At 67.3% G+C, this 13,665-nt stretch carries 8 protein-coding genes; 5 read left to right on the top strand and 3 right to left on the bottom strand.

The genetic code is table 11. The annotated features are described in order from the left end of the window. The first annotated feature begins 131 nt into the window (after positions 1–131). The 4 genes from zapE (at position 132) to lpdA (ending at position 7,953) form a co-directional block, all read left to right on the top strand. Complete coding sequence (zapE, locus tag HLH35_RS02735) at positions 132–1,319, top strand: cell division protein ZapE (protein ID WP_182977683.1); 1,188 nt, start codon at positions 132–134, stop codon at positions 1,317–1,319. Between the two features lie 525 nt (positions 1,320–1,844). Next, positions 1,845–4,718, top strand: coding sequence for a 2-oxoglutarate dehydrogenase E1 component (locus HLH35_RS02730; RefSeq protein WP_182977682.1), 2,874 nt, complete (start codon positions 1,845–1,847; stop codon positions 4,716–4,718). 178 nt (positions 4,719–4,896) lie between these two features. Beyond that, entirely contained in the window at positions 4,897–6,138 is a 1,242-nt protein-coding gene (odhB, locus tag HLH35_RS02725; protein ID WP_182977681.1) for a 2-oxoglutarate dehydrogenase complex dihydrolipoyllysine-residue succinyltransferase, read from the top strand. A gap of 72 nt (positions 6,139–6,210) precedes the next feature. After that, positions 6,211–7,953, top strand: coding sequence for a dihydrolipoyl dehydrogenase (lpdA, locus tag HLH35_RS02720; RefSeq protein ID WP_182977680.1), 1,743 nt, complete (start codon positions 6,211–6,213; stop codon positions 7,951–7,953). Positions 7,954–8,263: 310 nt separating this feature from the next. On the opposite strand, the gene HLH35_RS02715 is transcribed toward lpdA, so the two are convergent. From HLH35_RS02715 to purD, 3 genes are all read right to left on the bottom strand, one after another. Next, positions 8,264–8,590 carry a zinc ribbon domain-containing protein YjdM gene (locus HLH35_RS02715; RefSeq protein ID WP_182977679.1) on the bottom strand — a complete coding sequence of 109 codons (327 nt, stop codon included), beginning with the start codon at positions 8,588–8,590 and terminating at the stop codon, positions 8,264–8,266. A gap of 103 nt (positions 8,591–8,693) precedes the next feature. Then, entirely contained in the window at positions 8,694–10,373 is a 1,680-nt protein-coding gene (locus HLH35_RS02710) for a M28 family metallopeptidase (RefSeq protein ID WP_182977678.1), read from the bottom strand. A 410-nt stretch (positions 10,374–10,783) separates the two neighbouring features. Further along, a complete protein-coding gene (purD, locus tag HLH35_RS02705) occupies positions 10,784–12,091 on the bottom strand; it encodes a phosphoribosylamine--glycine ligase (RefSeq protein ID WP_182977677.1) in 1,308 nt (435 codons plus the stop codon). A gap of 70 nt (positions 12,092–12,161) precedes the next feature. Here purD and xseA point away from each other — a divergent pair, with 70 nt between their 5' ends. Next, positions 12,162–13,631 (top strand): exodeoxyribonuclease VII large subunit, encoded by a 1,470-nt coding sequence (xseA, locus tag HLH35_RS02700; RefSeq protein WP_182977676.1) that lies wholly within the window; start codon positions 12,162–12,164, stop codon positions 13,629–13,631. Positions 13,632–13,665: the final 34 nt, after the last annotated feature.

The following is a 13,665-nucleotide window of genomic DNA, read 5'->3' as shown; positions in this document are numbered from 1 at the left end:
GCGAAACATCCTTGATGTGTGGTCATGGACCGCGATGGAGTTCACCAGATGGAGAGCAGGCCTGTCACGACACGGTTTGGCGAGTGGATGCTCTTGCTGAGAGGCGTTGCCGGCGCTATCGGCGATAGATCATGGAATCCGCGCTGACAGCCTTCGCATCCGATCTGAATCTGCCCTCTGGCTCGGGGCCCCTGGCTGCGTACGAGGCACGGGTCGCCGCCGGACTGCTGTCCCGCGACCCCGAGCAGGCCAAGGCGGCTGCCCGGCTGGACCGGCTGTGGCGCGAACTGCCCGGTTATCACCCCGTGGTGCGGCGCCCGCCGCCGAAGGGGCTGCTGGGCGGACTGAAGGCCCGGCTGGGCCTGAATGGCGGCGCGGCGGAGGCGCCGCGTCCGCGCGGGGTCTACATGGTCGGGCAGGTCGGGCGCGGCAAGACCATGCTGATGGACCTGTTCTTCGAACTGGCGCCGGTCGAACACAAGATGCGGGTGCATTTCCACCGCTTCATGCAGGATGTTCACAAGCGGCTGCACGACATGAAGCGTCGGAACCCGGAGCTGACCGATCCGATTCCGCCGCTGGCCCGCGCCATCGCGCAGGAAGCCTGGCTGCTCTGTTTCGATGAATTCCAGGTGAACGATATCGCCGACGCGATGGTGCTGGGGCGGCTGTTCGAATATCTGTTTGCCGACGGCGTGGTCGTGGTCGCGACCTCGAACACCGAACCGCAGGATCTGTTCCAGAACCGGCCGGGGGCAGATGCCTTCCGGCCTTTCATCGCGATCATCCAGCGCGAGGTCGATACGGTGGTCCTGGACTCGCCGCGCGATTATCGTCGCGGCGGCATGCGCGGCATGACGACCTGGATCGTGCCGCCCGGCCCGGATGCGACGCAGGAGCTGGATTCGCTCTTCATGCGCCTGGCCGATGGCGCGCCGATCCGACCCGTGACGCTGGAGGTGATGGGCCGCAAGCTCGCGGTAACGGTCGCGGCCGGCCCGGTGGCGCGCTTTATCTTCCCCGACCTGTGCGGGCGGGCGCTGGGCGCGGGCGACTACCTGGCCCTGGCCACGCGCTTCCCGGCTCTGGTGCTTGACGATATTCCCCGTCTGGGACCCGATAATTTCGATGTTGCCCGCCGTTTCATCGTTCTGGTCGATACGCTGTACGAACAGAAGGTGAAGCTGTTCGCCTCGGCCGAGGACCAGCCGGATGCGATCTACCAGAAGGGCGAGGGCGCGCAGGCTTTCGAGCGGACGGCCTCGCGGCTCGAGGAGATGCAGAGTGCCGCCTATCTGGACCTGCCGCATCTGTCCTGATCATGCCCGGCAGGCCCAGCCAAAATCCATGCAGGGTCTGCCTTTCTTTTCAGCATTTCCAACGCGGCGGCGCCTGGCCCGGCCGGTGCGTTCCGGGGGCGTGCGCGCCGGGTGCGCAGGCGGCGGCCGGGGCGGTTTGGGCTCGGGGGCGGGCGTTCCCTGCTGTCACGGTATCGTGACGCATATGGCGGTGGTGTGAGCGGCGCGGCGGTAGGCAAGTGGTTCGCTCTTTGCTTGGGTATGGACGGCCCTTCGGGTCATCTGCCGGTTCCGTCGCTGTTCGGTGTGCCGTGCGCCTGATGCCGGTTTCGTGACACCGTTGCGTGAGCAGGTGGAAACGGAAAGGTGAGTATGCGTGCGAAGCAATCCTGCCCGTGGCGAAAGATGGCGGCGGATGGCCAAAGGTGGCGCTAGGGTTGGGACGATAAAGGGTGAGGATCGTCTTTTCGCCGTGATCGGCGCAGATGATCCGGGTCCGGATAATGACGTGGCCGATCAGGCCATGAATGAGGAGATGTCTTCAAGATGGCGGGCGTAGATATCCTGTCGACCGCGTTCAGCGGAGCCAACACGGCCTATCTGGCCGACCTGTATGCTCGCTGGGCGTCGGACCCCGGCAGCGTCGATCCTTCTTTCGCATCGCTGTTCTCGGCGATGGACGAGGAAGGCGCTGCGATTTTGCATGACGCGGAAGGTGCCTCGTGGGCGCCGCGCCCGTCCAGCATCGATGGCGGCGACGTTGTGGCGGCCCCGGCGAAGGCCGCGCCCGTTTCGACGGCCAGCCTGAATGCGGCGGCCGACGACAGCCTGCGCGCGACGCAGCTGATCCGCGCCTATCGCGTGCGCGGCCACCTGGAAGCACGGCTGGACCCGCTGGGCCTGCAGGTGCCCAAGCCCCATGCCGATCTGGACCCCGCGACCTACGGGTTCGGCCCGCAGGATTTCGACCGTCCGATCTATCTGGGCAAGATCGTCGCCAACCTGATCGGCCCGCAGACGCAGTCGGCGACGATCAACCAGGTGCTGGACGCGCTGCGTGCCGTCTATTGCGGGCCGATCGGCTCGGAATACATGCATGTCCAGGACCCCGAGCAGCGCAACTGGCTGCAGCAGCGGCTGGAAGGCGACAACTGGCGCGCCGGGGCCTCGGCCGAGCAGAAGAAGGTCATCCTGGAGCACCTGACGGAGGCCGAGGGCTTCGAGGCGTTCTGCCAGAAGCGCTATGTCGGCACCAAGCGTTTCGGACTGGAGGGCGAGGACGTCACCATTCCGGCGCTGCATGCGCTGATCGACCAGGTGGCCAAGGACGGTGTGCGCACGGTTGCGATCGGCATGCCGCATCGCGGCCGCCTGAACACGCTGGTCAATGTGGTGCGCAAGCCCTACACGGCCATCTTCAGCGAATTCGCCGGCGCCTCTTTCAAACCGGACGACGTGCAGGGCTCGGGCGACGTCAAATACCATCTCGGCACTTCGACCGACGTGGATATCGACGGCAGTTCCGTCCACATCTCGCTGCAACCCAACCCGTCGCATCTGGAAGCCGTCGATCCGGTGGTGATCGGCAAGGTGCGCGCCGCCCAGGACGATGACGACCCGCACACGCGCAGCCGCCACATGGCGGTGCTGATGCACGGCGATGCCGCCTTCGCCGGCCAGGGCCTGGTCTACGAGACCATGGCGATGTCGCAGCTGATCGGCTATCGCACCGGCGGCACGGTCCATATCGTGGTGAACAACCAGATCGGCTTCACCACCGTATCGGCGCATGCGTTCTCCGGCCTCTATTGCACCGACGTCGCCAAGGCGGTGCAGGCGCCGATCCTGCACGTCAATGGCGACGAGCCCGAGGCCGTGATCTATTGCGCGCGTCTGGCGGCCGATTTCCGCCAGAAATTCGCTACCGACATCGTGCTGGACATCGTCGGCTATCGCCGCCACGGCCATAACGAATCCGACGAGCCGTCCTTCACCCAGCCGACGATGTACAAGGCCATCGCCGCCCGCCCGACGATCCGCACGCTGTATGCCGACCGTCTGGTGCGCGAAGGCGTGGTGACCGAGGCCGAGGCCACCGGGCAGTGGGATGCGTTCCAGAACCGTCTGGAAGAGGCCTATCAGGCCGCGCAGACCTACAAGCCCAACAAGGCCGACTGGCTGGAAGGGGCCTGGACCGGCCTGAAGCCGCCGCCGGTCGGCGCGGTGGACCCCGAACCCGCGACCGGTATCCCGGTCGAGACGCTGCGCAAGATCGGTGCCGCGATCAGCACCGCGCCGGCCGATTTCAACGTCAACTCGAAGATCGTGCGCCAGCTCAAGGCCAAGGCCACGATGTTCCAGACCGGCGAAGGCATCGACTGGGCCACGGGCGAGGCCCTGGGCTTCGGTTCGCTGCTGCTGGAGAAGCATCGCGTCCGCCTGTCGGGCGAAGACTGCCAGCGCGGCACGTTCAGCCAGCGCCACGCGGTGCTGACCGACCAGGTCAACCAGAACACCTATGCGCCGCTGAACAATATCGACCCCGCGCAGGGCGTGTTCGAGGTCTTTAATTCGCTGCTGTCCGAATTCGGCGTGCTGGGCTTCGAATATGGCTACTCGCTGGCCGATCCGAACGCGCTGGTGCTGTGGGAAGGCCAGTTCGGCGATTTCGCCAACGGTGCGCAGGTCATCATCGACCAGTTCATCGCCTCGGGCGAGACCAAGTGGCTGCGCATGTCGGGTCTGGTGCTGCTGCTGCCGCATGGCTACGAAGGCCAGGGTCCGGAACATTCCTCGGCCCGTCTGGAGCGTTACCTCCAGCTCTGCGCCGAGAACAACATGCGGGTGTGCAACATCACCACGCCGGCGAACTATTTCCACGCCCTGCGCCGCCAGCTCAAGCTGGGCTATCGCAAGCCGCTGGTCATCATGACGCCGAAATCGCTGCTGCGTCATCGTCTCGCGGTGTCCAACCTCGAGGAGTTCGCGTCGGGCACCACCTTCCGTCCGGTGATCGGCGAGATCGATCCGATCGCGTCGGCCGACAAGGTGGAGCGGGTCGTGATCTGCTCGGGCAAGGTCTATTACGACCTGCTGGCCGAACGGCGCGAGCGCGCGCTGGACAAGGTCGCGATCCTGCGGCTGGAACAGTTCTATCCCTTCCCGGAAAAGCTGCTGGCCGAACAGCTGGCGCTGTATCCCAAGGCCCAGGTGATCTGGTGCCAGGAAGAGCCGGAGAACATGGGGGGATGGACCTTCGTCGACCGCCTGATCGAGGGCGTGATGACCAAGGCAGGCCGCAAGGGCGGGCGTCCGACCTATGTCGGCCGCGTCGCGGCCGCCAGCCCGGCCACGGGTCTGGCCCGAATCCATGCCAGCGAACAGGCGGCCCTGGTCGCCAGCGCGCTGGGCGTGGCCTGAGGTTGCGTCCCGGCCGGCGGGCCGGGACGTCGAAGGTCGGCCGGCGCGGTATTCCCGCGCCGGCTTCAGTCTGGTTATGTTGAGAATGCACAAGCCGGCAGACGACGGGTGGGGGGCGCGGACGATCGTGCCCCGGTCCAGCACGCGGATCTGACCGGCAGAGGGAATGGAAAGAAAGATGTCTGCCGAGATCAAGGTTCCGACGCTGGGCGAGAGCGTGACGACCGCCACCATTGCCAAGTGGCTGAAGAATCCGGGTGACAGCGTCGCCGCCGACGAGCCGGTGGTGGAGCTGGAGACCGACAAGGTCAGCGTCGAGGTCGCGGCGCCGGAAGCCGGCGTGCTGGGTCCGCAGCTGGTCGCCGAAGGCGCCGAGGTCGAGGTCGGGGCCATCCTGGCGTCGGTCGAGGCCGGCAGCGGCGCCCCCAAGGCGGCGGCGCCCGCCAAGGCCCCCGCCGGCGTCCAGGCCCAGCCGGTCGCGGCCGGCCCGGTCGCGCGTCCCGCCACCCCGCCTTCCGATGTCGCGGCCCAGGGTGCGGCCCATGCCCCGATGCCGTCGGCGCAGAAGATCATGGCCGAGAAGGGCATCTCGACCGCCGAGATCGGCACCGGCACGGGCAAGGACGGACGGGTGACGAAGGGTGACGTGCTGTCGTTCCTGGCGCAGCCGCCGGTGGCCAAGGCCGTCGCCGCCCCCGCCACGCCGCGCACCGACGACCCGCGCGAGGAACGGGTGAAGATGACCCGCCTGCGCCGGACCATCGCCCGCCGCCTGAAGGACGCCCAGAACACCGCCGCCCTGCTGACCACCTTCAACGAGGTGGACATGACGGCGGCGAAGGAACTGCGTGCCGAATATCGTGACGTCTTCGAGAAGAAGCATGGCGGCACCAAGCTGGGCTTCATGTCGATCTTCGCGAAGGCGGTGATGGCGGCGCTGAAGGAATTCCCGGCGGTCAACGCCGAAATCGACGGCGACGACATCATCTATCGCGAGTTCGTCAATCTCGGCATCGCGGTCGGCGGCCCCAACGGGCTGGTCGTGCCGGTGATCCGCGATGCGGAGAAGCTCGGCTTCGCCGGGATCGAGAGCGCGATCGCCGGTTTCGGCAAGCGCGCGCGTGACGGGTCGCTGAAGCTGGACGAACTGTCGGGCGGCACGTTCTCGATCACCAATGGCGGCATCTACGGTTCGCTGATGTCGACGCCGATCATCAACGCGCCGCAGTCGGCCATCCTGGGCATGCATGCCATCCAGGATCGGCCGATCGCCCTGAACGGCCAGGTCGTGATCCGGCCGATGATGTATATCGCCCTGACCTACGATCACCGCATCGTCGACGGCAAGGAAGCCGTCAGCTTCCTGGTGCGCGTGAAGCAGAACGTGGAAGACCCGCGCCGTCTGCTGCTCGAGGTCTGATGCGCCGGGGCGGACCGGGTTCTCGGCCCGGTCCGCCGATTCATTCCGACGCAGCGAACGCAGGACAAGAATATGACCATTGAAATCAAGGTGCCGACTCTCGGCGAGAGCGTGACGACGGCCACGATCGGCAAGTGGCTGAAGCAGCCGGGTGACAGCGTCGCCGCCGACGAACCGGTGGTGGAACTGGAGACGGACAAGGTCAGCGTCGAGGTCGCCGCCCCCGCGGCCGGCCGTCTGGGTGCGCACGCCGTGGCCGAGGGCGACGAAGTCGCGGTCGGCGCCGTGCTGACGACCGTCGAGGAAGGCGCGGGCGCCGCGCCGACGAAGCCTGCCGCCGCCAAGCCCGCTCCGGCGGCGAAGCCTGCCGAAGCCAAGGCAGCACCTGCTCCGGCCCCCGCCGCCCCGGCGGTCGCCCCCCCGGCCGAGACCGATTACGACGTCATCGTCATCGGCGCCGGCCCCGGCGGTTATGTCTGCGCCATCCGTGCGGCCCAGCTCGGCTTCAAGGTCGCCTGCGTCGAGAAGCGCGCGACCCTGGGCGGCACCTGCCTGAATGTCGGCTGCATTCCCTCCAAGGCGCTGCTGCAATCGTCCGAAAACTTCCATGCCGCCGGCCATGATTACGCGGGCCATGGCATCCTGATCGACAGCGTCAAGCTGGATCTGAAGCGGATGATGGCGCGCAAGGCCGAAGTGGTCGATGCCAACGTCAAGGGCGTCGAGTTCCTGTTCAAGAAGAACAAGGTCACCTGGCTGAAGGGCTTCGGCAAGCTGGAAGGCACCGGCCGCATCACGGTCGACGGCAAGCCGGTAACGGCGAAGCATATCGTGATTGCCAGCGGCAGCGACAGCGCCGGCCTGCCGGGTGTCGAAGTCGACGAGAAGGTCATCGTTACCTCGACCGGCGCGCTGGAACTGTCGGCCGTGCCGAAAAAGCTGGTCGTCATCGGCGGCGGCGTGATCGGGCTGGAACTGGGCAGCGTGTGGCACCGTCTGGGCGCCGAGGTCACGGTGGTCGAATATCTCGACCGTCTGGTGCCGGGCACGGATGGCGAGATCGCCAAGCAGTTCCAGCGTATCCTGACCAGGCAGGGTCTGCAGTTCAAGCTGGGCCACAAGGTCACCAAGGCCGAGAAGACCGGCAAGGGCGTGACGCTGTCCGTCGAGCCGGCCGCCGGTGGTACCGCCGAGATGCTGGAAGCCGACATCGTCCTGCTGTCGATCGGCCGCACCGCCGCCAGCAAGGGCATGGGCCTGGAAGAGGCCGGCGTGGCGCTGGACAAGCGCGGCCGTGTCGTGACCGATGCCCATTATGCGACCAGCGTGCCGGGCGTCTACGCGATCGGCGATGTCATCGCCGGCCCGATGCTGGCGCACAAGGCCGAGGATGAAGGTGTTGCCATCGCCGAGATCCTGGCCGGCCAGGCGGGTCATGTGAATTACGATGCCATCCCCGGCGTCGTCTACACCTGGCCCGAGGTCGCGACCGTCGGCCGCACCGAGGAAGAGCTGAAGGATTCCGGCGTTACCTACAAGACCGGCAAGTTCCCCTTCACCGCCAACGGCCGCGCCCGCGCCATGGGCATGACCGACGGCTTCGTGAAGGTGCTGGCGGATGCCACGACCGACAAGGTGCTGGGCGTGCACATCATCGGCCCCGGCGCCGGCGAAATGATCGCCGAAGCCACGCTGGCGATGGAATTCGGCGCTTCGTCGGAAGATATCGCCCGCACCTGCCACGCGCATCCGACGCTGAGCGAAGCGGTCAAGGAAGCGGCGCTGGATGTGGAAAAGCGCGCGATCCATATCTGATCGCATGCTGGATGACTGTCTATCGCGCCCGGCCATTTCGGTGGCCGGGCGTTTTTGTTGGGCGCAGTCTTCCGAGTGTGGTGGGCAGGGGTCGGGCTCTGCCCGAACCCGGCAGGGGTCGCGGACCCCTGCACCCCGATTCGTTTGGAGGCTGTTTTAAAAGCCCCGATGGTGAGTGGAAGCGTGGCGCCAGCCGCGCGTCTGGCGGTGGTTTTCGAGCATCGGAGCGGAGCGGCCTTATGGGCCGAGAGCACCGAAGCGCAGGAAACCGCCGTCAGGCCGCCGCCAACGGGGCTTTTAAAACAGCCTCTTAGGCCTTGCGCAGGAACTCGGCCTTCAGCATATAGCCGCCGGCCTCGACCGCATGGTCGCCGCCCCGCAGGCGGATATTCTTGATCTTGGTGCCGACCTTCAGCGTCGTCGAGGAGCCCTTCACCTTCAGGTCCTTGATCACGACCACCGTGTCGCCATCGGCAAGCGTCACGCCATTGGCGTCCCGCACCGTTTCTTCGGCGGGGCCGGCTTCGGCGATGTCGGCCGGCCATTCATAGCCGCAGGTGTCGCAGACATGGTTCGCCCCCTCGACATGCGTCTCTTCCAGAGTGCATTGCGGGCAGGCAGGTGCGGTGGTGCTCATGAACGGGGCTTAGCCCCACCGGGCCCGGCATACAATGCCCGTCTCGGCGAACGGCGCAGGTGGGGGACGCCGGCTCACGGCATTCCTCCCACCGCAATGGGCCTTACTCGGCGGTCCGGGCAGCGGCACTGGCCGCGCGGACGGCGGCGAACTCGGACCCCGCCTTCCATTGTGGCCATGCGTGCGAGAAGGCCACGTCATGCCCGATCCGATAGACGAGCGCCGCATCCTCTGCCGCACCCCGCAAGTTCCAGTCCCGGCTCCAGGCATCGCACGCCTGATGATAGCACTGCATATAGGCCTTCAACCACGCTTCGCCGGCCGGGACGCCGCCCGACAGCAGGTCGTAAGGGCCGGTCATGTCCATCACGGCGACGACCGGCACGCCCGCGCGTGCGAAGGGCAGATGATCGGCGCGATAGAAGGCGCCGCGCTCGGGACTGGCCTCGGGCTGCACGATGCGGCCTTGCGCATGGGCTGCGGGCACGAGGTCGTCCTGCAATGTATTCTGCCCCGCACCGATCAGGAAGGCGTTGCGCGCCGGTCCGGCCATCTGCAGCACATCGATGGTGAAATTGGCTGCCGTTTTCGCAAGCGGCGCCAGCGGATGTTCGACATACCAGCTTGAGCCGAGCAGGCCGCGTTCCTCGGCGGTCCAGGCCGCGAACATGACCGTTCGGGCCGGTTTCGAACCAGCCTTGAAGGCACGGGCAATTTCCAGAACCGCGGCGACGCCCGATCCGTCGTCGATGGCGCCGCGCCGGATAACGGGCTGACCCTGCGTGTTCGTGCCGACACCGAACGCGTCCCAGTGCGCGCCATACATGACCGTCTCGTCAGAATATTTCGCGCCGGTCAACTTGCCGATGACATTGTGGCTCTGAAGATGCGCCATCTCGACCGGTACATCGGCCGTCAGGGTCGCACCCGGAAGCGTCACCGGTCGAAACGCCGGGTCGCGCGCCTTCACGCGCAGCGCCGCGAGGTCGAGCCCCGCGCGGGCGAACAGGCGTGTGGCGGCGTCGCCTTCCAGCCAGCCCTGGAGCGGCACCGGCTTGCTGGCATCCCCCTCGCGCACGATGTCGAACGCCTCGCCACCCGGCGCGATCACGGTCGTCCATGGATAGGAGGCGCCTGGCGTGTCATGCACGATCAGGGCCGCGATGGCGCCACGTCGCGCCGCCTCTTCATATTTGTAGGTCCAGCGCCCGTAATAGGTCATGGTCGGGCCGCCGAAACGTCCGGCGACGGGTTCTCCCGGCTTCGCATCGAAATCCGGATCATTGATCAGAAAAACAGCGACTTTGCCTTTGAGATCGACGCCTTTGTAATCGTCCCACTGGCGTTCGGGCGCATGCACGCCATATCCCACGAACACCAGCGGGGCCCCGTTCACCTTGATCTGCTCGACGGGCGACAGGGTGGAGAGATAGATGTCCTTTTTCAGTTCCAGCGGCAGTGCTGTTCCACCGACCGTCACGTCGAGCCGTGACGGCGTTCCGATCCTGGTGCGCAACAACGGCACGGTCTGGGTCCAGCCGCCATTCTCGCCCCCGGGCTCCAGCCCGATCTTCTGATATTGTGCGATCAGCCAATCCACCGTCCTGGCCTCGCCCGTGGTTGCGGGGGCGCGGCCCTCGAACTGATCGGAGGCGAGGGTGCGGATCGCCGCCGACATGCGCGCGGGATCGATCGGCGCCCATGGGGACGCCGCGTGCGCAGGCGCCAATGTTGCGAGAATGACTGCGGGAAGGAGCGCCGCAAGCGGTCGACGAGGGATCATGGAATATCTCCGGTCGGAATTATGCTGCCGCGAGACAGCCTGTCGATAACCGGCACTGTGGTCCCGTTTTACGGTAGCGACAAGCCAGGCGCTGTTCGTATCTTTGTAATCTTGCCTGTTCTGACAGGTCGCGTCGCCGACAATGCCTGCAAGGATATGTCTTCGTTTATCCATGGAGCGGATGATATGGGTGCCGAGAGATTCTATGCTCTGGGCAGATTTCTGATTGGCGGGATTATTCTTCGAGATTTCGCGAACGGTTTCTCGTGGGGGATCGTAAGGAATTTTCACGTTCGCTGCTGGATGCGAACGCTTCCGTCAATTTCTTTCTTTTTTCGTTATCGCCGGTTGCCTGCCGGCTGGGGCCGCGCGGCAGAGCCCTGGAGGAAACTGCCGCGCGACGATGGGTCTCAGCCTGCGTCTGACGGTGCGTCCTTTGTGGAGGCAGCGCGCAGGGCGCGGTCGCCGATGTCGCGCCGCCACACCGCGTCGTCCCAGTGGATGGCCGGGATGGCGTGATAGGCGCGGGACCGGGCCTCGCCCAATGTCGTGCCGGTGGCGCATACGGTCAGGACGCGGCCGCCGGCTGCGACGATCCGGCCCTGGTCGTCGCGCCTGGTGCCGGCGTGGAAGACGTGGACGCCGGGCTGGGCTTCGGCCTGGTCCAGTCCGGTGATCACGCCGCCGGCAGCGGGTTTGCCGGGGTAGCCGCGCGCGGCCAGCACGATGCTGATGGAGTGGTCGTCGGAGAAGCGGATGTCCGCCGCGTCCAGCGTGCCGGCGGCGACGGAGGCCAGGGCGGGCAGCAGGTCGGATTGCAGGCGGATCAGCAGGGCCTGGGCCTCGGGGTCGCCGAAGCGGACGTTATATTCGATCAGCTTCGGGCCCTCGTTCGTCAGCATCAGGCCGGCGAAGATGATTCCGCGGAAGGGCGTGCCGCGACGGACCATTTCGGCCAGCATCGGGCGGACCAGCAGGTCGAGCGCTGCTTCCTGCCGTGCGCGGTCGAAGCCGGTGGGGGGCGAGACCGCGCCCATGCCGCCGGTATTGGGGCCGGTATCGCCTTCGCCGATGCGCTTGTGGTCCTGCGCCGCGCCGATCAGCACGGCGGTTTCGTCGGCGCAGAAGGCGAACAGCGACACTTCGTCGCCGATCAGGCATTCCTCGATCACCACCGACTGTCCGGCGGCGCCCAGGGTGGCGTCGTCCATCATGGACCGGATCGCGTCCTCGGCCTCGGCGACGGTCATGGCCACCACCACGCCCTTGCCGGCGGCCAGGCCGTCGGCCTTGATCACGATCGGCGCGCCACGGCGGCGGACGAAATCCAGCGCCGGGGCGGCGGCATCGAACCGTTCCCACCGGGCGGTGGGGATGGATGCGGCGTCACAGACTTCCTTGGTGAAGCTCTTGCTGCCTTCCAGTTCGGCGGCGGCGCGGCTGGGACCGGCGCAGGGGATGCCGGCCTCGATGCAGGCATCGGCCAGGCCCGCGACCAGCGGGGCCTCGGGGCCCGGCACCACCAGGTCGATCCGCTCGGCCCTGGCGAAGGCCACCAGGGCGGGCACGTCGTCGACGGCAATGGCGACATTGGTGCCCAGCGCGGCCGTGCCCGGATTGCCCGGTGCAATGAACAGGGCCTCAAGCGCGGGCGAGCGCGCGATCGCCGCCGCCATCGCATGTTCCCGTCCACCAGATCCGACCAGAAGCACCCGCATCAATTCGTTTCCCTGTTCCTCGCACGCCCCGGGCCTTCCGGGGAGGCCGTCTCTATCATACCCTGTGCCGATGGACGAAACTCTTCGCACTTCCGGCGGCGCCGGACCGGGCCCCATGGCGGGTAATGTGCCCGAATATTCGGTCTCCGAGATTTCGGGGGCGATCCGCCGCACGCTGGAGGGCAATTTCGGCCGCGTGCGTGTGCGCGGCGAGATCACGGAATTCAAACGCTACCCGTCCGGGCATCTTTATTTCTCGCTGAAGGACGAAGGCGGGAAGATCTCGGGTGTGGTCTGGCGCGGGTCGGTGTCGCGGCTGGGGCTGGTGCCGGAAAACGGGCTGGAGATCATCGCGACGGGCAAGGTGTCGTCGTACGGCGAGCGCTCGTCCTATCAGTTGATCGTCGAGCGGATGGAATATGCCGGCGAGGGCGCGCTGCTTGCGCGCATCGAGCGGCTGCGCCTGAAACTGGCGGAAGAGGGGCTGTTCGACGCCGCGCGCAAGCGGGCGCTGCCGTTCCTGCCCGGTGTGATCGGCATCGTCACCTCGGCGCAGGGGGCGGTGCTGCATGATATCCGCACCACCGTCGCTCGGCGTTTTCCCCGCCGGCTGCTGGTCTGGCCGGTTGCCGTGCAGGGCGAGGGTGCCGCGGCGCAGATCGCCGCCGCCATCGCGGGCTTCGATGCGATCGACGGGCGGGGGCCGGTGCCGCGCCCCGATGTGCTGATCGTCGCGCGCGGCGGCGGGTCGCTGGAAGATCTGATGGCCTTCAACGACGAAGCCGTGCTGCGGGCGGTGGATGCCTGCCGCATTCCGCTGATTTCGGCCGTGGGGCATGAGACCGACACCACGCTGATCGATTTCGTCTCCGACCGGCGCGCGCCCACCCCCACGGCGGCGGCCGAGATGGCGGTGCCGGCACGGACCGAACTGGTGGCCGACCTGGCACATCGCGCCGCGCGCCTGACAAGCGGGCTGGCCCGCCTGACGCAGACGGCGCGGCTGCGGCTGGACCGGACGGCGGCGCGGATGCCCGATCTGCCGTCGCTGCTGGGCACGGCACGGATGCGGGTGGACGATCGGGGTGCGCGGCTGGACCGCGCGCTGCCGGGGTTGATCGAACGGCGGCGCGCCGCCCTGCTGGCGACCGGGCGCATGATGCCCTCGCCCCTGCTGCTGACCGGCCCGGGCCGCGCCCGGCTGGACCTCGTGGCCAGCCATCTGCTGTCGGGCCTGCGGCAGGCGCTGCGCGACCGTCGGGCGCGCACCGACCGGGCCCGCCTGTCGGCCGCCCCGCTGGCGGCGATGGTGCGCGAGCGGCGGGCCCACCTGAACGGGCTGGGGGGGCGGCTGGAATCGCTCTCGCCCATGGCGGTGCTGGAACGCGGCTATGTGCTGGTGCGCGATCCGTCGGGCATGGCGGTGACCCGTGCGGCCGACGTGCGGCCGGGCGGGCGGCTGGAACTGACCTTCGCCGACGGCGTGGCGGAGGTCCGCGCCCTGCGGCCCGACGCATCGCAGGGGCAGCTCGATCTTTGACCGTACCAACGATAGGGCAGATGATGGCGATAAG

Origin of the sequence: Gluconacetobacter asukensis, assembly GCF_014174375.1 — a bacterium.
GTDB lineage: Bacteria > Pseudomonadota > Alphaproteobacteria > Acetobacterales > Acetobacteraceae > Gluconacetobacter > Gluconacetobacter asukensis.
The sequence above is the reverse complement of the archived record's forward strand: the minus strand, read 5'-3'. Positions and strand labels throughout refer to the sequence as shown.

What these genes read in the sequence shown, in the direction of transcription:
- zapE (WP_182977683.1), top strand. Translation starts at nt 132, where the DNA reads ATGGAATCCGCGCTGACAGCCTTCGCATCCGATCTGAATCTGCCCTCT.
- HLH35_RS02730 (WP_182977682.1), top strand. Translation starts at nt 1,845, where the DNA reads ATGGCGGGCGTAGATATCCTGTCGACCGCGTTCAGCGGAGCCAACACG.
- odhB (WP_182977681.1), top strand. Translation starts at nt 4,897, where the DNA reads ATGTCTGCCGAGATCAAGGTTCCGACGCTGGGCGAGAGCGTGACGACC.
- lpdA (WP_182977680.1), top strand. Translation starts at nt 6,211, where the DNA reads ATGACCATTGAAATCAAGGTGCCGACTCTCGGCGAGAGCGTGACGACG.
- HLH35_RS02715 (WP_182977679.1), bottom strand. Translation starts at nt 8,590, where the DNA reads ATGAGCACCACCGCACCTGCCTGCCCGCAATGCACTCTGGAAGAGACG.
- HLH35_RS02710 (WP_182977678.1), bottom strand. Translation starts at nt 10,373, where the DNA reads ATGATCCCTCGTCGACCGCTTGCGGCGCTCCTTCCCGCAGTCATTCTC.
- purD (WP_182977677.1), bottom strand. Translation starts at nt 12,091, where the DNA reads ATGCGGGTGCTTCTGGTCGGATCTGGTGGACGGGAACATGCGATGGCG.
- xseA (WP_182977676.1), top strand. Translation starts at nt 12,162, where the DNA reads ATGGACGAAACTCTTCGCACTTCCGGCGGCGCCGGACCGGGCCCCATG.